This is a genomic window from Streptomyces sp. NPDC005566 (genome assembly GCF_040605575.1).
In the GTDB taxonomy this organism is placed as follows: Bacteria; Actinomycetota; Actinomycetes; order Streptomycetales; family Streptomycetaceae; genus Streptomyces.
On sequence record NZ_JBEXDB010000006.1, the window covers coordinates 72,913 to 95,796 of the forward strand.

The 22,884-nt window shown below is 69.7% G+C and carries 14 protein-coding genes, 1 tRNA gene and 1 pseudogene; 10 read left to right on the forward strand and 6 right to left on the reverse strand.

Annotated elements, in window-relative coordinates; all coding sequences use genetic code 11:
• Positions 1–13 precede the first annotated feature (13 nt).
• Entirely contained in the window at positions 14–1,081 is a 1,068-nt protein-coding gene (locus ABZS61_RS11210; RefSeq protein WP_356417924.1) for a sugar phosphate isomerase/epimerase, read from the forward strand.
• Between the two features lie 73 nt (positions 1,082–1,154).
• On the opposite strand, the gene ABZS61_RS11215 is transcribed toward ABZS61_RS11210, so the two are convergent.
• The 4 genes from ABZS61_RS11215 to ABZS61_RS11230 all read right to left on the reverse strand — a co-directional run bounded on the left by ABZS61_RS11215 (position 1,155) and on the right by ABZS61_RS11230 (position 7,778).
• Positions 1,155–2,546 (reverse strand): OFA family MFS transporter, encoded by a 1,392-nt coding sequence (locus ABZS61_RS11215; RefSeq protein WP_356417926.1) that lies wholly within the window; start codon positions 2,544–2,546, stop codon positions 1,155–1,157.
• A gap of 126 nt (positions 2,547–2,672) precedes the next feature.
• Positions 2,673–4,829 (reverse strand): acetate--CoA ligase family protein, encoded by a 2,157-nt coding sequence (locus tag ABZS61_RS11220; protein WP_356417928.1) that lies wholly within the window; start codon positions 4,827–4,829, stop codon positions 2,673–2,675.
• A 2-nt stretch (positions 4,830–4,831) separates the two neighbouring features.
• The gene (gene frc / locus ABZS61_RS11225; RefSeq protein WP_356417930.1) at positions 4,832–6,070 is read right to left on the reverse strand and encodes a formyl-CoA transferase; all 1,239 of its coding nucleotides are present in this window, start codon (positions 6,068–6,070) and stop codon (positions 4,832–4,834) included.
• A gap of 16 nt (positions 6,071–6,086) precedes the next feature.
• Complete coding sequence (locus ABZS61_RS11230) at positions 6,087–7,778, reverse strand: thiamine pyrophosphate-binding protein (protein ID WP_356417932.1); 1,692 nt, start codon at positions 7,776–7,778, stop codon at positions 6,087–6,089.
• Between the two features lie 166 nt (positions 7,779–7,944).
• Between ABZS61_RS11230 and sucC the strand changes: the two genes are divergently transcribed.
• The 3 genes from sucC to ABZS61_RS11245 all read left to right on the forward strand — a co-directional run bounded on the left by sucC (position 7,945) and on the right by ABZS61_RS11245 (position 11,762).
• Positions 7,945–9,081 carry an ADP-forming succinate--CoA ligase subunit beta gene (gene sucC, locus ABZS61_RS11235; protein WP_356417934.1) on the forward strand — a complete coding sequence of 379 codons (1,137 nt, stop codon included), beginning with the start codon at positions 7,945–7,947 and terminating at the stop codon, positions 9,079–9,081.
• 2 nt (positions 9,082–9,083) lie between these two features.
• Entirely contained in the window at positions 9,084–9,965 is an 882-nt protein-coding gene (gene sucD / locus ABZS61_RS11240; protein ID WP_356417936.1) for a succinate--CoA ligase subunit alpha, read from the forward strand.
• Between the two features lie 243 nt (positions 9,966–10,208).
• Entirely contained in the window at positions 10,209–11,762 is a 1,554-nt protein-coding gene (locus ABZS61_RS11245) for an aldehyde dehydrogenase family protein (RefSeq protein WP_356417938.1), read from the forward strand.
• A gap of 13 nt (positions 11,763–11,775) precedes the next feature.
• Here ABZS61_RS11245 and ABZS61_RS11250 read toward each other — a convergent pair whose 3' ends face one another.
• On the reverse strand, positions 11,776–13,110 hold the full coding sequence (locus ABZS61_RS11250) for a DUF2254 domain-containing protein (RefSeq protein WP_356418434.1): 1,335 nt from the start codon (positions 13,108–13,110) through the stop codon (positions 11,776–11,778).
• Between the two features lie 220 nt (positions 13,111–13,330).
• Between ABZS61_RS11250 and ABZS61_RS11255 the strand changes: the two genes are divergently transcribed.
• Positions 13,331–13,418, forward strand: a tRNA-Leu gene (locus ABZS61_RS11255).
• A 328-nt stretch (positions 13,419–13,746) separates the two neighbouring features.
• Entirely contained in the window at positions 13,747–16,413 is a 2,667-nt protein-coding gene (locus tag ABZS61_RS11260; protein ID WP_356418437.1) for a SpoIIE family protein phosphatase, read from the forward strand.
• Positions 16,414–16,468: 55 nt separating this feature from the next.
• Here ABZS61_RS11260 and ABZS61_RS11265 read toward each other — a convergent pair whose 3' ends face one another.
• A complete protein-coding gene (locus tag ABZS61_RS11265; protein ID WP_356417941.1) occupies positions 16,469–17,350 on the reverse strand; it encodes an ABC transporter substrate-binding protein in 882 nt (293 codons plus the stop codon).
• A 275-nt stretch (positions 17,351–17,625) separates the two neighbouring features.
• On the opposite strand from ABZS61_RS11265, the pseudogene ABZS61_RS11270 reads away from it, so the two are divergent.
• The 4 genes and pseudogenes from ABZS61_RS11270 to ABZS61_RS11285 all read left to right on the forward strand — a co-directional run.
• Positions 17,626–18,120 (forward strand): annotated as a pseudogene (locus ABZS61_RS11270) (glycoside hydrolase family 65 protein); the annotation flags it as partial.
• 225 nt (positions 18,121–18,345) lie between these two features.
• Positions 18,346–19,371, forward strand: a complete 1,026-nt coding sequence (locus ABZS61_RS11275; RefSeq protein ID WP_356417943.1) for a LacI family DNA-binding transcriptional regulator — start codon at positions 18,346–18,348, stop codon at positions 19,369–19,371.
• On the forward strand, positions 19,368–20,924 hold the full coding sequence (locus tag ABZS61_RS11280; protein WP_356417945.1) for a sugar ABC transporter ATP-binding protein: 1,557 nt from the start codon (positions 19,368–19,370) through the stop codon (positions 20,922–20,924). Before ABZS61_RS11275 ends, ABZS61_RS11280 begins: the two co-directional genes overlap by 4 nt.
• Positions 20,914–22,881 carry a substrate-binding domain-containing protein gene (locus ABZS61_RS11285; protein ID WP_356417947.1) on the forward strand — a complete coding sequence of 656 codons (1,968 nt, stop codon included), beginning with the start codon at positions 20,914–20,916 and terminating at the stop codon, positions 22,879–22,881. The genes ABZS61_RS11280 and ABZS61_RS11285 overlap by 11 nt, the downstream gene beginning before the upstream one ends.
• Positions 22,882–22,884: the final 3 nt, after the last annotated feature.

Genomic DNA, 22,884 nt, shown 5'->3' on the forward strand with positions numbered 1-22,884 from the left:
AGGGAGTTACGTGATGACGAGCCGCACCCCGAAGGACTCCGAACTGGCCCGCAGACTCAGCCGCCGCAACGTCCTGGGCGTCGCCGCCGGAGCCACCGCCGCCACCCTCCTGGGCGCCGCGACAGCCCAGGCGGCAGGCACCACGAGCCAAGGACACGGCCAAGGCCACGGCCATGGTCACGGCAAGGGCCGTGCCGTCCTGCCCCCCGGCCGCCTCGGAATCCAGCTGTACAGCCTCCGCGACAAGGTCTCCACGCTCGGCTTCGCCCCCGTCTTCGCCGAGCTGGAGAACTACGGTTACGACGAGATCGAGTTCGCCGGATACACCCAGGGCTCGGCCGGCGCCATCACCCTCGCCCAGCTCAGGAAGCTGGCCAAGGACCACGGGCTGAACCCCATCGGCAGCCACGTCGGCTACTACGACGACAACAACCCGGGCGCCTACACCTTCGCCCAGAACCTCACCAAGGTCCTCGACGACGCCGAGGCCCTCGGCCTGAAGCACATCGGTACCGCGTCCGGCCCGTTCCGCTACGGCTCCACCGTGGACGGCTGGAAGCGTGCGGCCGAGGATTTCAACACCTACGGAGCGGCCGCCCGCAAGCGCGGCATGAAGTTCTACCAGCACAACCACGCGGAGGAGTTCTCCTTCGCCACCGACAAGCCGGGCGTGCGGCTCTACGACGTCCTGCTCGCCGAGACCGACCCCGACCTGGTCTACCTGGAGATGGACATCTACTGGGCGTTCTGCGCGCAGTTCCGCTTCGGGAAGAAGGCCGACGGCACTCCCGCCCCCTTCAACCCCGTCGACTACGTACTCAGGCAGCCCGACCGCTACCCCCTCTTCCACGTCAAGGACGGCACCCGTGACGACTCCGCGCGCGACGGTTACGACATGACGGACGTCGGCGACGGGGACATCGACTACAAGACCTTCCTCAGCCGCGTCACCGAGCGGACCCACCGGGGCCGCACCTACCACCACTGGCAGACCGAGCACGACAACCCGGTCGAGTCCTTCGCCTTCGCCCGCAAGTCCAGCGAGCACCTGCACTCCCTCCGGGAGCGCTGCGGCGACTGACGCCTGACAGCACCTGCGTGTGGGGCCCGGTTCCAGTAACCGGGCCCCACACGCAGGTGCTGCGGGTGTGCGATCAGTCGCTCTCCCGGCTGATCGGGGACGGGTTGGCCTTCACCAGCAGGTGCCCCTTACGGTCGCGTCCGGGTGCCGCCAGGAACAGGGCGAGGAACCCCGCGAAGAACGAGATGCTGCCCGCCAGGATGAAGGCGCCGTTGAGCCCCCAGGCGTCGACGACCAGGAAGCCCATCCCCGCCCCGAGTCCGGAGACGAGCTTGGAGCTGTAGACCATGCCGTAGTTGGTGGCGTTGTTGTTCTCACCGAAGTAGTCCGCGGTCATCGCGGCGAACATTGGGAAGATGGCGCCGCCCCCGAAGCCGGAGATGGCGGAGAAGAGCAGGAACAGCGGCAGGCTCTTCAGTTCGGCCGCCCAGATGATGCCGAACTGGGCGAGCCCCAGGATGACGCAGACGTAGAGCAGGCACTTCTTGCGGCCGTAGAGGTCGGAGAGCCAGCCGATGACGCCCCGCCCGGTGCCGTTGACGATCGCCTTGAGCGACATGGCGGTGGCCACGATCCCGGCGGCGAACCCCGCGTCCTGGCCGATGTCGATCTGGAAGGCGATACCGAAGATGTTCACGCCGGACGTACAGGCGAGGCAGCACCACATCAGCGCCACGCGGCCGGTCCTCCATGCCTCGCCCGGGGAGAACTGCTTGACGGCCGGCGGGTTCTTCTCCAGCGAACGGCGTGCCCGCGGGTCCTCGGGCGGGTTGAGCGGGTCGACCTCGGCGGGCCACCAGTTCTTCGGCGGGTCCCGGAAGAAGAAGCCGGCGCAGGCCACGAGCGCCGCGAGGAAGACGCCCACCGAGACCAGGACCCACTTGAAGTTGGTGATGTCCATGAACCCGGTGAAGATGAAGACGAACGGCACCGATCCGTAGGCGAAACCGCCGTTGACGAAGCCCGTCTTGCCGCCTCTGCGCTCCGGGTACCACTTGCCGACCATGTTCACGCAGGTGGCGTACACCATGCCCGCGCCCATGCCGGAGAACATACTGAAGCCGATGTACGCGACGATCACGTGCGGCGCGTACGCCAGTGACAGGTAGCCGAGAAGGGTGCCCGTCGCGCCGAGCATCATCGCCCAGCGGGCCGGCAGCCTGCCGGTCTCCCGCAGCCTGCCCGCGGGCATCGCGACCGCGGCCTGGAAGAACACCCAGACGGTCATCATCCAGTAGATGTGACCGCTGTCCCAGTTGTGCGCGTGGTGCAGCGTGTCCTCCGCCGACGCGAACGCGTACTCGGCCGAGCTGATGCCCATCATGCCGATCCACGGCAGGATGACCATCCACTTGCGCTTGCGGCCCATGATGTCGACATCGGTCTCGCCGATGCGGTACATGCGCCCGTTGGCGTCCGTCACCTCCCGGAAGGGGACGGGTGTGGAGATGTCAGTTGTCGTCATTGTCGATCGAACCCCTTGCGTGGAAGAAGTCTGGCCAGCGCCCCCTGCCCGTTCTCACTTCGCGTCGCGCGCGGGGTCCGCGGCCGAGCGGTCGGCCGCAGACCCCGTGGTCCGAGTCCTCTCAGGTCATCGCCCACCGCCCAACAGGCCGGCAGCGCGAGCCCACCGGTACTTGGCTCCCAGCACGGCCACGGGCTTCTCCGTGGTGTACGGGTACGCGACGACCCCGTGCTCGTAGAGGTACTGGCACGCCTCTTCCACTTCCGTGTCACCCGCCAGCGACGCCACCACCGGCTTCTCGATGCCCCGCTCCCTGAACTCCTGGACCACGCGGGCGGTCAGTTCGGCGAAGGCCATCGGGGGAGTGACGATCGTGTGCCAGTAGCCCAGCACCAGGGCGTGGATGCGCGGATCCTCCATGCCCAGCCGGATCGTCGCCTCGTACGTCGACGGCGGCTCGCCGCCCGTGATGTCGATCGGGTTCCCGGCCGCGCCGAACGGCGGGATGAACGCCTTGAACGCCGCGTCCAGATCGGGCGGAATCTCCATCAGCGAGAGCCCGTTGTCGACGAGCGCGTCCGACAGGAGTACACCCGAACCGCCCGCCCCGGTGATGATGACGACGTTGTCGCCCTTGGGCGCAGGCAGCACCGGCAACGCCCTCGCGTACTCGAGCATGTCGTTCAGCCCCGGCGCCCGGATCACCCCCGCCTGCCGCAGGATGTCGTCGTACACCGCGTCGTCGCCGGCCAGCGCGCCCGTGTGCGAACCTGCCGCCTTGGCGCCCGCGGTGGTGCGCCCGGCCTTCAGGACCACGATCGGCTTCTTCGGAACGGTCGCCCGCGCCGCCTCCACGAACGCACGACCGTCCTTGAGGTCCTCCAGATGCATGGCGATGCACTGGGTGTTGGGGTCCTCACCGAACCAGGTCAGCAGGTCGTCCTCGTCGATGTCCGACTTGTTGCCGAGCCCGACGATCGCCGACACGCCGGTCTTCGTCGAGCGGGCGAAACCGAGGATCGCCATGCCGATGCCACCGGACTGGGAGGTCAGCGCCACCCCGCCCTTGACGTCGTACGGCGTGCAGAAGGTGGCGCAGAGGTCCTGCCACGTGGAGTAGTAGCCGTAGATGTTGGGCCCCAGCAGCCGCACGCCGTACCGTTCGCCGATCGCCACGATCTCGTCCTGCAGGGCCTGTTCGCCGGTCTCGGCGAACCCTGACGGGATGAGCACGGCATTGGGAATCCCCTTGCGCCCCACCTCTTCCAGCGCCGATGCCACGAACTTGGCGGGGATCGCGAAGACCGCCACATCCACCTCACCGGGAACGTCGGTGACACTCTTGTACGCCTTGCGGCCCTGAATGTCATCGGCCCTGGGGTTCACCGGATGGATCTCGCCCGTGAAGCCGCCGTCGACGAGGTTGCGCATCACCGAATTGCCGATCTTCCCCTGCTCGTTGGAGGCGCCGATCACCGCGACCGAACGCGGCTCCATCAGCCTGCGCATCGATACGAGGATCTCCTCGCGGCCGTAGGTGCGCCGTACCTTCACCTCCTCGGTGGTGAGCAGGATGCGGATGTCCGCGGCGATCGCGCCGTCCGGCGACGCGATCACGGGATTGAGGTCCACCTCCGCGATCTCAGGGAAGTCCGTGACCAGTCGAGAGACCCGCCGGATCTGCTCCGCCAGCGCCCACCGGTCGACCGGTGGCGCGCCGCGCACGCCGCGAAGGACTTCCGCGGCGCCGATCGAGTCGAGCATCGACTGCGCCTCGTCCGCGGACACGGGAGCCAGCCGGAAGGTGATGTCCTTGAGGACCTCCACCAGGACCCCGCCGAGCCCGAACGCCACCACCTTCCCGAACGTCGGGTCGGTGACCGCCCCGATGATGACCTCCTGGCCCGGCGGAACCAGCTGCTGGACCTGCACGCCGTGGATCCGGGCGTCCGGTGCGTACGCCTTCGCGTTCTCGATGATCCGGCGGAAGGCGGACCGCACCTCCGCGGCACCCGAGACCCCGACCACGACCCCGCCCGCATCCGTCTTGTGCAGGATGTCGGGGGAGACGATCTTCAGTACGACGGACCCTCCGAGACGGTCCGCGAACGCCACGGCCTCCTCGACGTCCCGGGCCAGCTCCTCGCCCGGTACGGCGATGCCGTACGCGTCGGCGACGACCTTCCCCTCCGGTGCGGTGAGCGCGCTGCGCCCCTCGCTCCGTACGGCGTCGAGCAGCGCCCGTACCCGTTGCTGTTCCTTCTCCTCGACTGTTCCGGCCATGCTCAGATGACTCCGTTCGTCTTCAGCAACAGCAGTTCCTCGTCGCCCAGACCCAGTTCGCCGACGTACACCTCGGCGTTGTGCTCCCCGAGCAGTGGGGACGTGCGGATCTCGACGGGGGAGTCGGACAGCTTCAACGGGCTGCCGACCGTGGTGAACGTGCCGCGCTCCGGATGGTCGACGCGCACCACCATCTCGTTGGCGGCCAGGGACTCGTCCTCGACGATCTCCTTGGTGGAGAGGATCGGGCCGCACGGGATGTTGTGCGCGTTCAGCTGCTCCAGGACCTCCCACTTGGGGAGCGTGGCCGACCACTCCTCGATCAGCTGGAACATCTTCCCGAGCTTCGGAAGCCGGGACTCCGGCGACGCCCACTCGGGGTCCTCCGCCAGCTCCGGCCGCCCGATCAGTGCGGACAGGGGCTTCCAGCCGACGGGCTGCACGATGACGTACACGTAGTCGTTGGGGCCGCCCGGTGCGCACTTCACCGCCCATCCCGGCTGGCCGCCGCCACTGGCGTTGCCGCTCCGCGGCACCTCGTCGGCCCCGGCGGTGTCCTGGGCGTTGGGGTACTCGGCGAGCGCCCCGTGCGCCAGCCGCTGCTGGTCACGCAGCTTCACCCGGCAGAGGTTGAGCACCGCGTGCTGCATCGCCACGTTCACCCGCTGCCCGCGCCCGGTGTTCTCCCGCTGGAACAGAGCGGCGAGGATGCCGGCCACCGCATGGACCCCGGTGCCCGAGTCGCCGATCTGCGCACCCGTGGCGAGCGGTGGCCCGTCCTCGAAGCCGGTGGTCGACATCGATCCGCCCATGGCCTGCGCGACGACCTCGTACGCCTTGAAGTTGGTGTACGGGCCGTCGCCGAAGCCCTTGATGGAGGCATAGACGATCCGGGGGTTGATCTCCTGGATCCTCTCCCAGGTGAACCCCATGCGGTCCACGGCGCCCGGGCCGAAGTTCTCCACCATCACATCGCTGCGCCGGATGAGCTCGGTCAGGATCTCCTTGCCGCGCTCGCTCTTCGTGTTGAGGGTGATGCTCCGCTTGTTGCAGTTGAGCATCGTGAAGTAGAGGGAGTCGACGTCGGGCAGATCCCGCAACTGCTTGCGGGTGATGTCGCCGCTCGGCGCCTCCAGCTTGACCACGTCCGCCCCGAGCCAGGCGAGCAGCTGGGTGGCGGAGGGACCGGACTGTACGTGCGTCATGTCGAGGACGCGTACGCCCTCAAGAGCTTTGGTCATGCCAACGGCTCCTCTGCTACTTGTACATGGTCTGGTTCATCGTTCCTGGGGCGTACGCGTCGGGGTCGACCCAGACGTTGATGAGCGAGGGCAGACCCGACTCGCGCGCCCGCTGCAGCGCGGGGGCGATGTCGGCGGGGTCGCGCACCTCTTCGCCGTAACCGCCCAGCATCTGGGCGAACTTGTCGTAGTGGACGTCGCCGAGGGTGTTGCCGACCCGCTCGCGCTCGTCGCCGTACTTGGCCTTCTGGCCGTAACGGATCTGGTTCATCGAGGAGTTGTTGCCGACGATCCCGACGAACGGGAGCTTGTAGCGGACGAGCGTCTCGAAGTCCCACCCGGTCAGGGAGAACGCGCCGTCGCCGAAGAGCGCCACGACCTCCTTGTCGGGCCTGGCCTGCTTGGCGGCCAGGACGAACGGAACGCCGACGCCGAGCGTGCCGAGGGGCCCCGGGTCCATCCAGTGGCCCGGTGTGCGGGGCTGGACCACCTGGCCGGAGAAGGTGACGATGTCGCCGCCGTCCCCGATGTAGACGGAGTCCTCGGTCAGGAAGTCGTTGATCTCGCTGACCAGCCGGTACGGATGGATGGGTGAGGCGTCCGACCTGAGCTGGGGCAGCCGCTTGTCGATCGCGGTCTGCTCGGCGGCCCGGAGTTCGTCCAGCCACGCCTTGCGCTTCACCGAACCGCCGTTGAGCCGCCCGCTCGCCGCCTCCGTGACCGCCTTCAGCACGAGTGAGGCGTCGCCGACGATCCCGAGGTCGATGTCGCGGTTCTTGCCCACCGTGCGGTAGTCGAGGTCGATCTGGACGACGGTCGCGTCCTGCGAGAGCCTTTTTCCGTAGCCCATCCGGAAGTCGAAGGGCGTCCCCACGATCACGATGAGGTCGGCGTTGGAGAACGCGTACCGCCGCGAGAGCTGGAAGTGGTGCGGGTCGCCGGGAGGCAGGGTGCCGCGGCCCGCACCGTTCATGTACGCGGGGATGTTGAGGGTGCGGACCAGCTCGGTGGCCGAGTCCGTGGCCCGCGTCGTCCAGACCTGACTGCCCAGCAGGATGGCGGGCTTCTCCGCGTGGACGAGGAGATCCGCCAGCTTCTCGATGTCGGCCGGGTCGCCGGCCGCGCGCGTCGAGGCCCGGTACTGCCCGGCCTCGGGCACGCGAGCCCTGTCCACCGGCACCTTGGCGTCGAGGACGTCGCGCGGGATCTCCAGGAAGGAGGGCCCGGGGGCGCCGTGGTAGCACTCCCGGAACGCCATCGACACCATGTCCGCCGCCCGCGCGGTGTCCGGCACGGTGGCCGCGAACTTGGTGATCGGCGTCATCATGTCGACGTGCGGCAGGTCCTGGAGCGATCCCATCTTGTGCTGGGTGTGCGCTCCCTGACCACCGATCAGCAGCATCGGTGACTCCGCGCGGTAGGCGTTGGCGACACCGGTGACGGCGTCGGTCGTCCCCGGTCCCGCGGTGACGACGGCGCATCCGGGCTTGCCGGTGATGCGGGCGTAGCCGTCGGCTGCGTGGGCGGCGACCTGCTCGTGGCGTACGTCGACGACCTCGATGCCCTCGTCGACGCAGCCGTCGTAGATGTCGATGATGTGGCCGCCGCAGAGGGTGTAGATGCGCTCCACCCCCTCCGCCTTGAGTGCCTTGGCGACCAAGTGCCCACCGGAGATGAGGTTCTGGGTGTCGTGGCTGTCCTCAGGCATGGCGATGTCCTGTCCCTTCGTAGGGGAGTGCGGGAGCCGGTCCGCCGCTCCCGCGGTACATTGCATACAGTCGACGAATACTGTATGAAGATTGTTATCCCGCATCCGGTGGGTGGTGTCCAGGGGGCGTGCGGCACTTTCACAATCGGCACGATCGGGAGTGGCTATGGATCTGTACGAGCACCAGGCAAGGCAACTCTTCGCGGATCACGGCATATTCGTACCGGACGCCGAGGTCGTGGACGACCCGTCCGAGGCCCGCGCGGCGGCCGAACGGCTCGGCGGCCGCGTCGTCGTCAAGGCGCAGGTGAAGACCGGCGGCAGGGGCAAGGCGGGCGGGGTGAAAATGGCGGCGGACCCCGGGGCCGCCGTCGTCACCGCCCGCCAGATCCTCGGCACGGACATCAAGGGACACCGGGTCCGTACGGTCATGCTCGCCGAACCCGTCGACATCGAGGCGGAGTTCTACGTGAGCTACGTCCTGGACCGGGCCTCGGGCACCTTCCTCGCCATCGCCTCGGCGGAGGGCGGCATGGACATCGAGGAGGTCGCGGCCACCCGTCCCGAGGCGGTGGCCCGAATCCCCGTCGACCCGGTCGAGGGGGTGACGGCGGCCAAGGCGACAGAGATAGCCGCGGCCGCCGCTCTCCCGTCCGCCGCGGTCCCCGTACTCCAGGCGCTGTGGCAGGTCCTCACCCAGGAGGACGCCCTGCTGGTCGAGGTCAACCCGCTGGTCCGCACCACGGACGGCCGGATCCTCGCCCTGGATGGCAAGGTGACGCTCGACGACAACGCCGCATTCAGGCAGTTCCGTTGGGGTACTGACGCCACGGACCCGCACGGGGACCCGCTGGAGGCCGCTGCCGCCGCCAAGGGCCTCAACTACGTCAAGCTCGACGGCGAGGTCGGCATCATCGGCAACGGCGCCGGACTGGTCATGTCCACCCTCGACGTGGTCGCCGGCTGCGGGGCGAGGCCCGCCAACTTCCTCGACATCGGGGGCGGCGCCTCGGCCCGCGTCATGGCCGACGGTCTCACCGTCATCCTCTCCGACCCGTCGGTGAAGTCCGTCTTCGTCAACGTCTTCGGCGGCATCACCGCCTGCGACGCGGTCGCCGACGGGATCGTCCAGGCGCTGGATGCCGTCCACCTGACGAAACCACTGGTCGTACGCCTCGACGGCAACAACGCGGCCCGCGGCCGCGCGATCCTCGACGGCCGCGCACACCCCCTGGTCCAGCAGGCGACGACGATGGACGGCGCAGCCGACCGAGCAGCCCGACTGGCCCTGGGAGGGCACTGATCATGGCCATCTTCCTCACCAAGGAGAGCAAGGTCCTCGTCCAGGGAATGACCGGCGCCGAGGGCATGAAGCACACCCTGCGGATGCTCGCCGCGGGAACCCGGATCGTCGGGGGCGTCAATCCGCGCAAGGCCGGCCGGACCGTGGACCTCGACGACCGTCCGGTCCCCGTCTTCGGATCCGTACGCGACGGAATGGACGCCACCGGGGCGGACGTCACCGTCGTGTTCGTCCCGCCGCCGTTCGCCAAGTCTGCGGTCATCGAGGCGGCCGACGCGGGCATCGCCCTGGCCGTGGTCATCACGGAGGGCATCCCCGTCCACGACGCGTTGGCCTTCCACGCCCACGCGCGCTCACGCGGCACGCGCATCCTCGGCCCCAACTGCCCCGGCGTGATCAGCCCCGGACAGTCGAACGCGGGCATCATCCCGGCCGACATCGCGACGAAGCCCGGCCGCATCGGCCTGGTCTCCAAGTCGGGCACCCTCACGTACCAGTTGATGCACGAGCTCCGCGAGACCGGTTTCTCTTCGGCGGTGGGCATCGGCGGCGACCCGGTGATCGGGACGACGCACATCGACTGCCTGACAGCCTTCGAGAACGACCCCGACACCGAACTGATCGTCCTGATCGGCGAAATCGGCGGAGACGCGGAGGAACGGGCCGCGGCGCACATCGCGCAGCACATCACCAAGCCGGTGATCGGCTACATCGCCGGCTTCACCGCACCCGAGGGCAGGACGATGGGCCACGCGGGAGCGATCGTCTCGGGCTCCTCCGGCACGGCGGCCGCCAAGAAGCAGGCACTGGAGGCCGCAGGGGTAGCGGTCGGGGCCACACCGACGGAAACGGCCCGACTGGTGGAGGAACGGCTTCGGTACTGATCTCTACCAGTGAGGACACCCTTCAAGCCCGTCCGGGCGATCGAGGACGTTCCCGAGCCCTACGGGTGAGGGCACCCATTCAAGCCCGTCCGGCGATTGAGGACCGAGGCCCGGGGCGGAGCCCCGGTTACGGGAAGGGGCGGGCAGGGGACAAGGCCCGCCGCAGGCGCCCCACCCGCTCCGCCCCCCGGACCACAACCGCCCCACCCCCCGCCCGCGTACGTGCACCGAGAGCGGAGACCCATGAAACCCCCAGCACCCAGCACCCTCATCCTCAAACCCCACACCACCTGGCCCGAAGCCTGGCAACGCGCACGAGCAGCCGCCCCCGAGGCCTTCCAGGACGACCACGTCCGCAACCTCTGGGCCGCCACCTGGCACCAGGACGGCCGCACCCTCCCCGCCACCAGCCCCATCGACAACACCCCCATCGTCGGCCCGCCCCGCCTGGACGCGGCGACCGCCCGACAGGCCGTACGGGCCTCCCTCGACCAGCACCGCGCCTGGCGCCACATCCCCCTCCCCGAACGCCGCGCCCGCGTGGGAGCCGCCCTCGACGCACTCGCCGAGCACCGCGAGCTCCTCGCCCTCCTCCTCGTCTGGGAGATCGGCAAACCCTGGCGGCTCGCCCAGGCCGACGTGGACCGCGCCATCGACGGTGTCCGCTGGTACGCCGACACCATGGACCGGCTCCTGGCCGACCGGACCCCGTTACCCGGCCCGGTCTCCAACATCGCCAGCTGGAACTACCCCATGTCCGTACTGGTCCACGCGATGCTCGTGCAGGCCCTGGCCGGCAACGCGGTGATCGCCAAGACGCCCACCGACGGCGGCGTCGCCTGCCTCACCCTGGCCTGCGCACTCGCCGCCCGCGAGGGCATCCCGCTCACCCTCGTCAGCGGGAGCGGCAGCGAACTGTCCGCCCCCCTCGTCCGCTCGCCCGAGATCGGCTGCGTCTCCTTCGTCGGCGGGCGCGACACGGGCGCCCGTATCGCCACAGCGGTCGCCGACCTGGGCAAGCGGCACATCCTCGAACAGGAGGGCCTCAACACCTGGGGCATCTGGAACTACTCGGACTGGCCGTCCCTCACCGCCGTCATCCCGAAGCTCTTCGACTACGGCAAGCAACGCTGCACGGCCTACCCGCGCTTCGTCGTCCAGCGCACCCTCTTCGCGGACTTCCTGGCGGCCTACCTCCCCGCCGTCCGGGACCTCCGCACCGGCCACCCGCTCGCGGTGGAGCACCCTTCCGACCCGCTGCCCGCCCTGGACTTCGGCCCGCTCATCAACGCCGCGAAGGCCAAGGAGCTCGCCGACCAGGTGGCCGAGGCGATCGACAGGGGAGCGGTCCCCCTCCACCACGGGTCCGTCGCGGATGCCCGGTTCCTCCCCGGCCAGGACACCAGCGCCTACCTCCACCCCGTCACGCTGCTCAACCCGCCTCCCTCCTCCCCGCTGCACCACGCGGAGCCCTTCGGCCCGGTCGACACGATCGTTCTGGTCGACACGGAGGCGGAACTCCTGGCGGCCATGAACGCGTCCAACGGGGCGCTGGTGGCCACCCTGTCCACCGACGACCCGGCCACCTACGACCGACTGGTCCCGCAGATCCGCGCCTTCAAGACCGGCCACGGCAAGCCCCGTTCGCGGGGCGACCGCGAGGAGCTCTTCGGCGGCTTCGGCGCCTCGTGGCGCGGCGCCTTCGTGGGCGGCGAGCTGCTCGTCAGGGCAGTGACCGAGGGCCCGGCGGGGGAGCGGCTGCCCGGCAACTTCCCCGACCACCACCTGATGCCGTGACCGGCAGGCTGCGTCAGCCGATCCCCTGACGGTCCGGGTCCAGGGCGAAGGCCCGCCCGGCAGCCTCGGGCACCGTGCGCTCCACCGCCCCCACCAGGAGCGCACGGTGCCTGAGCAGCGGCTTCCTCCGCTCCTCGGCCGCGAGGACCAGCAGATCGTCGAGCCCGGCCAGCATCCGCCGTGTGACCTGCGGACTGCCGGCCGCGTGCCCTCGGATCTCCTCGAACGCGAGATCCACGAGATCCGGCCATCCCGGCACCTCCTGGACGAGCCGCACCGCACCCCGCCGGTCCCGGTGGTGCAGCGGCCCGAGCGGCAGGCGCACGGCGACGGCGAGGAACTGCACGATCCGGTCGAGGCACTGCACCGCGGTGGTCGGATCGTTCACGGACGACGACAGGGCGCGCAGGGCGATGTCCGACAACTGGCGCAGCCCGAACGCCGGATCCTGGTGCACCGTCCGCTCGACCCCGACGGAGACCGCGTACCTCAGAGCGGCCGGAGCCGGCGCGGCCCCGCCGTGTACGGCCAGCACCGGCATCCCCGGCACCATGAAGTCCCCGATCCGCGGGATCAGCCGCAGCACCACCCCGCGCCGGCGTGCGGCCCGAACCAACCGGCCCACATGCACGTCCCGCACCACGCCGGCCCGTTCCCTGTGCACGACCCGCGCCGTCTCGGGCCCGAGCAGGGCTTCCCCCGGCTCGCCTCCGGGCTGGCGCTCCAGAGCGCGGAACGACTCGCGGGCGATGTGGTCCACGACGGGACCGACCCGCATCAGCCGGAGCGTGGAGGAGACGAAGGCGACGAACAGCAGCAGGCTCAGCCCGACCATGCCGAGCGTCAGAGTGCTCTGCAGAAGGGGTACGGAGGTGATCCGCCGCGGATCGGCTGCGCTCCCTCCCTCGTACGACGTCAGGACCAGCAGCGAGAAGGCGAACGTCGCCAGGAACACCGTCAGCGTGAGCTTGCTGATCCGGCTCCGCACGAAGATCCGGACCACGCGCGGAGTGAGCTGCCCGCTCGCCATCTGGACGGCCACCAGCGAGATGCTGAAGACGACCCCGATGAAGGTCATCATGGCCGCGCTGATCGTGGTGACGATCAGCTTGGTGTCCTCGGCGAATGCGAGAAGGTCCCCGAGCTCCTCGTACGCCTGTTCTTCCTGCAGGTGGGCGACGATCTTCGTGTCCACCTCGGCGAGGACCCACCACAGCGCGAAGGCGCACGCCAGCCCCACGGTCGGTGCGAACCAGAACGTGTCGCGCAGACGCTCCCGCAGGGATGCCAGTGCGCGGGGCTGCGATGCGCGGGCAGGCAGCCCGGTGCGACCGGTCATGCCACTCATACCGTTCGTGCCACTCATGCCCGCGAAGGTAGCCCGGACAACCCCTCGTACACGGCAGGCCACGGAGCGTAAGCGCGTCGGTGCGTGCCGGTCACCGGTCGGCGCTCCGTCCCCGCCCGCACCGCACTGACCACCGAAAATGCAGGTGAGGGGCACCCCAAACCCCTGGTATTGTTTTCTTTGTCGCCACGGGGAACACACCGTGAACGACAGACACCTTGTCCGGGTGGCGGAATGGCAGACGCGCTAGCTTGAGGTGCTAGTGCCCTTTATCGGGCGTGGGGGTTCAAGTCCCCCCTCGGACACCAGAGACGTTCGCAAGATCGTCCCCAGTGCGTTCAGGAATCGCCGGTCGAGTCACATGACTCGACCGGTTTTTCGTCGTTCCCGAGGCCCTCGGTCGCGGTGATCGGCGAGGCTGAGGGGTGCGGTGGCAGATCGGATGCTGCACCCCGCTCGCTGTGGCGCCAGGTCGACCGGTGGTGCCTGAGCCCGTCCTGAGCCGCGCCCGACGGGTCGGTCACCGATACTGAGGAAATGGGCAACCTCGGGCGATACGTCCCAGCGAGCCGACGGCGCGACCGCGTGCCGCCGGAAGCCGGCCCGGACGCCCGTCACCCTTCCGCCGCCCGGCGTCTGCTGTCGTTGCTGTGGCCGCGCACCGTCGCCACCCAGGTCTTCCTGCTGCAACTGGGGGTCGTCCTGCTGCTCATCGCCACGGCCGTGGTGGTCCTCGTGATCCAGGACCGCAACCGCGCGATCCAGGAAGCCGGCGACCGGTCACTGGTGGCCGCCGAGTCGTTCGCGAACGCACCGGGCACAGCGATCGCGATGAAGAGCGAAGACCCGACGGCGGCACTCCAGCCGCACGCCGAGGCGTTGCGCGAGAAGACCGGCGTCGACTACGTCGTGGCGCTGAGCCCCTACGGCTTCCGGTGGACCCACCCGGACCCGGACCAGATCGGGAAGCACGTCTCCACCTCCTACGGCGAGGCGCTCGAAGGCGAGCCCCACCAGACCACGTTCGACAGCAGTCTGGGGAAGGCCGTCGACTCGACGGTGGCCGTCTTCGACGCGAAGGGGACCGCGGTCGGCCTCGTCACCGTGGGAGTCACGGTGAGCAAGGTGACCAGTGTGGTGCAGCACCAACTGCCGGTGATCTTCGCCGCGGGCGGTGTCGCGCTGCTGCTGGCCGCAGGCGGGTCGGCGCTGGTCAGCAGGCGCTTGCGGCGCCAGACCGGCGGCCTGGGGCCGGTGGAGATGACCCGCATGTACGAGCACCATGACGCGGTGCTGCACGCGGTCCGCGAAGGCGTGATCATTCTGGACGGTGACGGACGGCTGCTGCTGGTCAACGACGAGGCGCGCCGGCTGCTCGCACTGCCGCCGGAGGCCGAGGGTAGGGCGGTCACCGGACTGGGGCTGAGCCCGGCCCTGGCCGGGTTGCTGGGATCGGGCCGGGAAGCCACGGACAAGGTCTTCCTGGCCGGGGACATCCTGCTCGCGGTCAATGTGCGGCCGGTGGGCCCGAAGGGGGGCAGCGTGGCCACCCTGCGGGACACCACGGAGTTGCGCGCCCTCGCCGGCCGGGCGGACGTGGCGGGCGGGCGCCTGCGACTGATCTACGAGGCCAGCACGCGGATCGGCACCACCCTCGACGTGACGCGCACCGCTGAGGAGCTGACCGAGGTGGCGGTTCCGCGCTTCGCCGACTTCGCCACCATCGAGCTGCTGGAGCCCGTGCTGCGCGGTGGCGAACCGACGGTGGCGAGCTTGGAAATGTGCCGCGTCGCAGCTGCGGGCATCCGGGACGACGCGCCCCTCGACCCCGTGGGGACGCGTATGCACTACGAGCCCGGCAACCCCACGGCCCTCGGTATGACCACCGGTCGGCCCGTCCTGGTGGAGCACCTCGCCACGAGCGACGGATGGAGGGCCCAGGACCCGGAGCGGACCCAGAGGGTCATCGAATACGGTATCCACTCCATGATCTCGGTACCGCTGCAGGCTCGAGGCCAACTGCTGGGGGCCGTGGCGTTCTGGCGCTCGGAGCAGGACCCCTTCCAGTCGGACGACCTGTCCCCCGCCGAGGAACTCGCCGCCCGGGCGGCCGTGTGCATCGACAACGCACGCCGCTACACCCGTGAGCACATCACGGCCGTCGCCCTCCAGCGCAGCCTGCTGCCCGGCACGTTCCCCGAACTGTCCGCCCTGGAGGTCGGGCACCGGTACCTGCCCGCCCAGGCCGGCGTGGGCGGCGACTGGTACGACGTCATCCCGCTGCCCGGCGCCCGGGTGGCCCTGGTGGTCGGCGACGTCGTCGGACATGGCCTGCACGCCGCCGCGACGATGGGACGCCTGCGGACCGCGGTGCACAACTTCGCGGCCCTGGACCTGCCTCCGGACGAGCTTCTCGCACACCTGGACGACCTGATCACCCGGATCGACCAGGATGCGACGGCCGAGGGAAACACGGAGGCCATCACCGGTGCCACCTGCCTGTATGCGGTCTACGACCCGGTATCCGGGCGGTGTGTCGTCGCCCGGGCCGGTCATCCCGGTCCGGCGCTGGTCTCGCCCGACGGCACCGTGACCTTCCCTGACATCCCTGTCTCCCCGCCGCTCGGTGTGGGAGGAGGCCTGCCCGTCGAGACCGCCGAACTCCAGCTGGCCGCCGACAGCCGGCTGGTCCTCTTCACCGACGGCCTGGTCGAGGCCCGCGGCCGTGACATCGACACCGGGCTCGGCATGCTGAGGGAAGCGCTCGCCCGTACGGACGGCGCCTCCCCGGACGACACCTGCCGGGTGGTGCTGGACGCGATGCTGCGCACCAGGTCGAGTGACGATGTCGCCCTGCTCGTCGCACGCACCCGGCTGCTCGACCCGGAGCAGGTCGGGGAGTGGGAGGTGCCCCACGACCCCGCGGCCGTCTCCCGGATCCGCACCGAGGCCACCCGCAAGCTGGAGGCCTGGGGGCTCGGCGAGGCCACCTTCACGACCGAGCTGATCCTCAGCGAACTGGTGACGAATGCCATCCGGTACGGAGACAGCCCCATCAGCCTGCGGCTGCTGCGCGACCGCGACAGCCTGATCTGCGAGGTCGGCGACGGCACCAGCACCTCCCCGCACCTGCGCCGCGCGGCCTTCACCGACGAGGGGGGACGTGGACTGTTCCTCGTCGCGCAGATGTCACGCCGCTGGGGGACCCGGTACACCGACCGAGGAAAGATCATCTGGGCTGAGCAGGCGCTCGGTGCCGGAGCCGCCGGGGACCTGAGCGGTCTCCTGATGACGGACCTGTGAGCGGAACGCCATCAGGGCCGCCGCACACTCCGGGGCGTGCGCACGCCGGGAGCGTTCACGAGGCGTCGTCGGCCGTGAAGTACGGGATCTTGGCCGGGTCCTGGTTGAACGCGGCCCCGAGATAGACGGCCGACAGCTTGGCAAGCGTCCCGTCGTCGATGAGCTGCGTGATGATCCGGTCCAGCTCGGCCTTGTCGGCTGACCCCTTCGGGTACAGGGCCCCGTAGCCCTGGTCGGTCATGTACTGGCCCACGAGCCGCACCCTGCCCTCCCGCTTCTGGGGATACGCCAGCAGAATCGTCGTGTCGTGGACGACCGCGTCGATCCGGTCCTCCTCGAGCGCCGTGACCATCTCCGGATCGTTGGCGAAGACGGTGAGGGGCTTGGCCGGCTTGAGGCGCTCCCTGACGAACTCCTCCCCCGTGGTGCCCTCGGCCACTCCGATGCGGGCGTCGCGGATATTGTCTTCGTTGATCTTCTCGCCGTCCCTGATCAGCACTCCCAGGGTCGAGGAGAGGTACGGCGGGGAGAAGGCTGCGACCTTGCTCCGTTCCGGGGTGATCGTGATCTGCGCCAAGGCCAGGTCGAAGTCCTCGGTGCGGCCGGACACGATCTCCGGGAAGGGTGCGTTCTCCACTTTCACCCGGTCGAGTCCGGACCGGTGGGCGATGTTGGCGGCCATGCAGTACTCGTAGCCGCTCTTGACGGAGTCCGGCGTCCTGCCGTTCCACCAGCCGGGCGCGGGCAGCGTCGTCTTGACCGTGAGGGCGCCCGCTGTGACGGGCGACAGCTGGAACTCCCCGTGACGTCCCGAGACCTGGCAGTCGCCGTAGTGGGCGTTCGACGACTCCGACCCGCCATCGTCGCAAGCCGGTGTCGCGACGATCAGCGCCCCGCTGACGGCCAGGGAGACGATCGCCGCCGCGGTGCGCTTCATTGCACCTCCGGTAGGGGCGTATTCCTGGAGTCACCATAAATCACCACGATCCATACGACCGCTGGAGCCACGAGGGAGGACTTCGGGCGCGGCCGGATCGCCGTCGGCCGGTGCTCCTCAGCTGGGCCTCGTCGGCCCCTGGGCGGACCGGGGCCATGCGCCCGGCCGGGAGACAGGCCGCCCTGCGCGACGGGTGAACCGTGCGGACCGAACGTCCCGGCCGAGGGTCGACGCGCCCACCGCCGTCGCCGCGCACGATGGGACGAACAGGGGACGGTCTGTTCCATCGGCTCGGGCACGATCGTGAGGAGCAGATCCGGCGCCGCACCGTCGACTACTACCTGCAACGCACCAGCCACGGCTCCACGCTGAGCTGCCTGGTCCACGGCCGGGTCCTCGCACGCGCAAGGCGAGCTGATGCGTGGACGTTCTGCCGGGAAGCCATCGAGGGCGACATCGCCGATCTGCAGGGCGGGACCGCGGGGGAAGGGATCCACCGGCACCCTCGACCTGGTCCACCGCGGACCGACCGGTCTCGAAACCGGGTCCGGGGCACTGCGGTTGGACCCTGTAGCCCTCCCGAACGCAGCGAATGCAGTTTCGCCCTGCGTTATGGGGGCCACCGGGGCGTGCGGCTGCGCATGCGGCCCGGACGGCTCGACGTCAGTGTTCCGCCCTCCGGCTGCGCGCCGATCTCCACCGAGATCCCCGACCTGGCTGTCCCCGTCGCGCCGTCTGAATCGTCTCGGCTGACTCTCCTGGATCACTGATCCCCGGGGTTCGCCCCGCCGTCGTGAGGCGCGTCTCACGGACTGTCCTGGCGTGCGCTCTTTGCGTTGCCGCACGCGCGAACCCTCCCATCACGATCCGGTCTCGGACGCCACTCGGGGGGTTGTTTTCAGTCATGTAATCGATTCCAATCGTCCGTGTAATCGATTCCACGGCCCCGTCCGCTGGTTTCGAGGCCCTCGGAACCACAAGGAGGTGGTCCGGAAATGGCGAGCATCAAGGATGTCGCGGCCCGGGCGGGAGTCTCTGCCGCCACGGTCTCCCGCGTCCTCAACAGCCATCCCTCGGTCAGCCCGGACGCGCGCAGACGCGTTCTCGCCGCCGTCGACGCCCTCGGCTACCGGCCCAACGCCGTGGCCCGCTCGCTGCGCACCGATCAGACACGGACGCTCGGCCTGGTCATCAGCGACGTGCTCAATCCGTACTTCACCGCCCTGGCCCGCTCCGTGGAGGAGGAGGCCCGCGCGCTCGGGTACAGCGTGATCATCGGCAACGCCGACGAGCGGCCCGAGCAGCAGGACCACCACGTCCGTACCCTCCTGGACCGCCGGATCGACGGCCTCCTCGTCTCACCGGCCGACGGTGACTCCCCGCTGCTGCTGGACGTCGCGCGGACCGGTACCCCGATGGTGTTCGTGGACCGCTGGATGCCCGGCGTCGATGTCCCCGTCGTGCGCGCCGACGGGCACCGGGCGATCCAGGACCTCGTCGCCCACCTGTACGGGCTCGGCCACCGCAGGCTCGCCATCATCGCCGGCCCCGCGGCCACGACCACCGGGAACGAGCGCGTCGAGGCATTCAGGGAGGCGATGCGCACGCACGGACTCGCGCTGCCCGACGCGTACATCGGCCAGGGCGACTTCCAGGCCGACAGCGGCCGACGCGCCACCGAGCAGTTCCTCGCGCTCCCCGAACCGCCCGAGATCGTCTTCGCCGCCGACAACCTGATGGCTCTCGGCGCACTGGACGCCATCCGTGCCCGCGGACTGCGGGTTCCCGAGGACATCGGGCTCGCGGCCTTCGACGACATCCCGTGGTTCGTCCACACCGGACCGCCGATCACCGCGATCGCCCAGCCGACCGGCGACCTCGGCCGCGCCGCCGTGCGCGCACTGGTCGACATCGTCGAGGGCCGCCCCCCGCAGTCCGTCACCCTGCCCGCCCGCCTCGTCGTACGCAGCTCCTGCGGCGAGCCCACCCCGAACCTCTCGGACCGCAGGAGCGACTTGTGAGCGAGTCAGTCGAGTTGCTGCGCATCGAAGGCGTACGCAAGACCTTCCCCGGCGTGGTCGCCCTGGACAGCGTCGACTTCGACCTGCGCAGCGGCGAGGTGCACGTCCTGCTCGGCGAGAACGGGGCGGGAAAGAGCACCCTCATCAAGATGCTGTCGGGTGCCTACCGCCCGGACAGCGGCCGGATCTTCGCCCGCGGGAAGGAGGTCCGCATCCACGGTGCGCAGGACGCCGAGAAGCTCGGGATCGCCACGATCTACCAGGAGTTCAACCTGGTGCCCGATCTGACGGTCGCCGAGAACATCTTCCTCGGCCGCCAGCCGCGCCGCTTCGCGATGATCGACAGGCGCCGCATGGAAGCCGACGCCGAGGTGCTCCTCCGCCGCGTCGGCCTGCACATCTCGCCGAGGGCCAAGGTGCGCGAACTGGGCATCGCCCGGCTGCAGATGGTCGAGATCGCCAAGGCGCTCAGCCTGGACGCGCGCGTTCTGATCATGGACGAACCGACCGCCGTCCTCACCTCCGAGGAGGTCGACAAGCTCTTCGGGATCGTGCGGCAGCTGCGCGCGGACGGGGTCGGCGTCGTCTTCATCACCCATCACCTCGACGAGATCGCGGCGCTCGGCGACCGCGTCACCGTCCTGCGCGACGGCCGCAGCATCGACCAGGTGCCGGCCTCGACCCCGGAGGACGAGCTCGTCCAGCTGATGGTGGGCCGCAGCATCGACCAGCAGTACCCCCGTGAACGCCCCGAAACAGGACAGCCGTTGCTGTCCGTACGCGGACTCACCCGCAACGGGGTCTTCCACGACATCAGCTTCGAGGTGAAGGCCGGTGAGGTCGTCGGACTCGCCGGACTCGTCGGCGCGGGACGCACCGAAGTCGCCCGTGCGGTCTTCGGGGCCGACCCCTACGACGGCGGCAGCATCGACGTACTCGGCGAACGCCTCGGCAAGCACGACGTGACGGCTGCCATGGCGGCCGGGATCGGTCTCGTCCCCGAAGACCGCAAGGGGCAGGGCCTCGTACTCGACGCCTCCGTGCAGGAGAACCTCGGGCTGGTCACCCTGCGCGCCGCGAGCCGCTCCGGCCTCGTGGACCTCAAGGGCCAGCGCACGGCCGCCGCCCGCATCGCCGAACAGCTCGGCGTACGCATGGCAGGCCTCGGCCAGCACGTCCGCACTCTCTCCGGCGGCAACCAGCAGAAGGTCGTCATCGGCAAGTGGCTGCTGGCCGACACCCGCGTACTCATCCTCGACGAGCCGACCCGTGGCATCGACGTCGGTGCCAAGGTCGAGATCTACCAGCTCATCAACGAGCTGACGGCCTCCGGCCACGCGGTGCTGATGATCTCCAGCGACCTGCCCGAAGTCCTCGGCATGAGCGACCGGGTGCTGGTCATGGCCCAGGGCCGCATCGCCGGTGAACTCCCCGCCCACGAAGCCACCCAGGACGCCGTGATGGCACTCGCCGTCAGCACCGCCCCCATAGCGACGCCCACAGAAGGCGCAGCGAACGCAGAGAACGAGAAGGAGAGCCCCCGTGGCCACTGACACGCTCAAGAGCACGACGGGCGCGGGCGGCGCCGCAGGACACACGATCCGGCGCCTCCTGCTCGACAACGGCGCCCTCAGCGCCCTGGTCGTCCTGGTGGTGGCGATGTCGCTGCTCTCCGGCGACTTCCTCACCACCCAGAACCTGCTCAACGTCGGTGTGCAGGCCGCCGTCACCGCGATCCTCGCGTTCGGTGTCACCTTCGTCATCGTCTCCGCGGGCATCGACCTCTCCGTCGGCTCGGTCGCCGCGCTCTCCGCGACGGTCCTCGCCTGGTCGGCAACCTCCGCGGGGGTCCCCGTCTGGCTGGCGGTCATCCTCGCCGTCGCCACCGGTATCGCCTGCGGCTTCGTGAACGGCGCCCTCGTCTCCTACGGCAAACTGCCGCCGTTCATCGCGACGCTGGCCATGCTCTCGGTCGCCCGCGGCCTGTCCCTGGTGATCTCCCAGGGCAGTCCGATCGCCTTCCCCGACTCCGTCTCGGTCCTCGGCGACACGCTCGGCGGCTGGCTCCCCGTGCCGGTGCTCGTGATGATCGCGATGGGCCTGATCACGGCCCTCATCCTGGCCCGCACCTACATCGGCCGCTCCATGTACGCGATCGGCGGAAACGAGGAGGCGGCCCGGCTGTCGGGTCTGCGCGTCAAGAAGCAGAAGCTGGCCATCTACGCCCTGTCCGGCCTGTTCGCCGCCGTCGCGGGCATCGTCCTCGCCTCCCGGCTGGTCTCTGCACAGCCGCAGGCCGCGCAGGGGTACGAACTCGACGCGATCGCCGCGGTCGTCATCGGCGGCGCCAGCCTCGCGGGCGGCGTCGGCAAGGCGTCCGGCACCCTGATCGGCGCGCTCATCCTCGCCGTGCTGCGCAACGGCCTCAACCTCCTGTCCGTGTCCGCCTTCTGGCAGCAGGTCGTCATCGGCGTCGTCATCGCCCTCGCGGTACTGCTGGACACGCTGCGCCGCAAGGCCGGATCGGGTGCCGCCTCCGCGTCCGGTTCCTCCGCCGCACCCGGATCACCGGGATCGGGCCGCAAGGGGGTCATGAAGCTCGGCATCGCGGTGATCTGCGTGGCGGCCGTCGTGGCCGCGGTGACCTTCTTCAACTCCGGTTCCTCCGGTGGCACCACCAAGGTGGGCATGTCGCTCTCCACCCTGAACAACCCCTTCTTCGTGCAGATGAAGGAGGGCGCGCAGGCGGAGGCCAAGGCGGCCGGGGTCGACCTCACGGTCACCGACGCCCAGAACGACGCCTCGCAGCAGGCCAACCAGCTGCAGAACTTCACCGGTTCCGGCGTGGACTCCATCATCGTCAACCCGGTGGACTCCGACGCGGTCGGGCCCGGAGTCCGCAGCGCCAACACGGCCGACATCCCGGTGATCGCGGCGGACCGCGGAGTCAACAAGGCACAGACCGCGACCCTCGTCGCCTCGGACAACGTGGCAGGCGGAAAGCTCGCCGCCAGGACACTCGCCGACAAGCTCGGCGGCAAGGGCAGCATCGTCGTCCTCCAGGGCACCGCGGGCACCTCCGCCAGCCGCGAGCGCGGGGCGGGCTTCGCCCAAGGCCTCAAGGCGTACCCGGGCATCAAGGTCGTGGCCACGCAGCCCGCCGACTTCGACCGCACCAAGGGGCTTGACGTGATGACCAACCTGCTCCAGTCCCACCCCGGGATTACCGGTGTCTTCGCCGAGAACGACGAGATGGCGCTCGGCGCCGTCAAGGCGCTCGGCAGCAAGGCAGGAAAGTCTGTCTCAGTCGTCGGCTTCGACGGAACTCCGGACGGCCTGAAGGCCGTTGAGGCGGGCACCCTGTACGCCTCGGTGGCCCAGCAGCCGAAGGAACTCGGGAAGATCGCCGTACAGAACGCGGTGCGGGCTGCCGAGGACAAGAAGGTCGACAGCACGGTGAAGGTGCCGGTCAAGGTCGTCACCCGGCAGAACGTCGCCGACTTCTCCTGACCC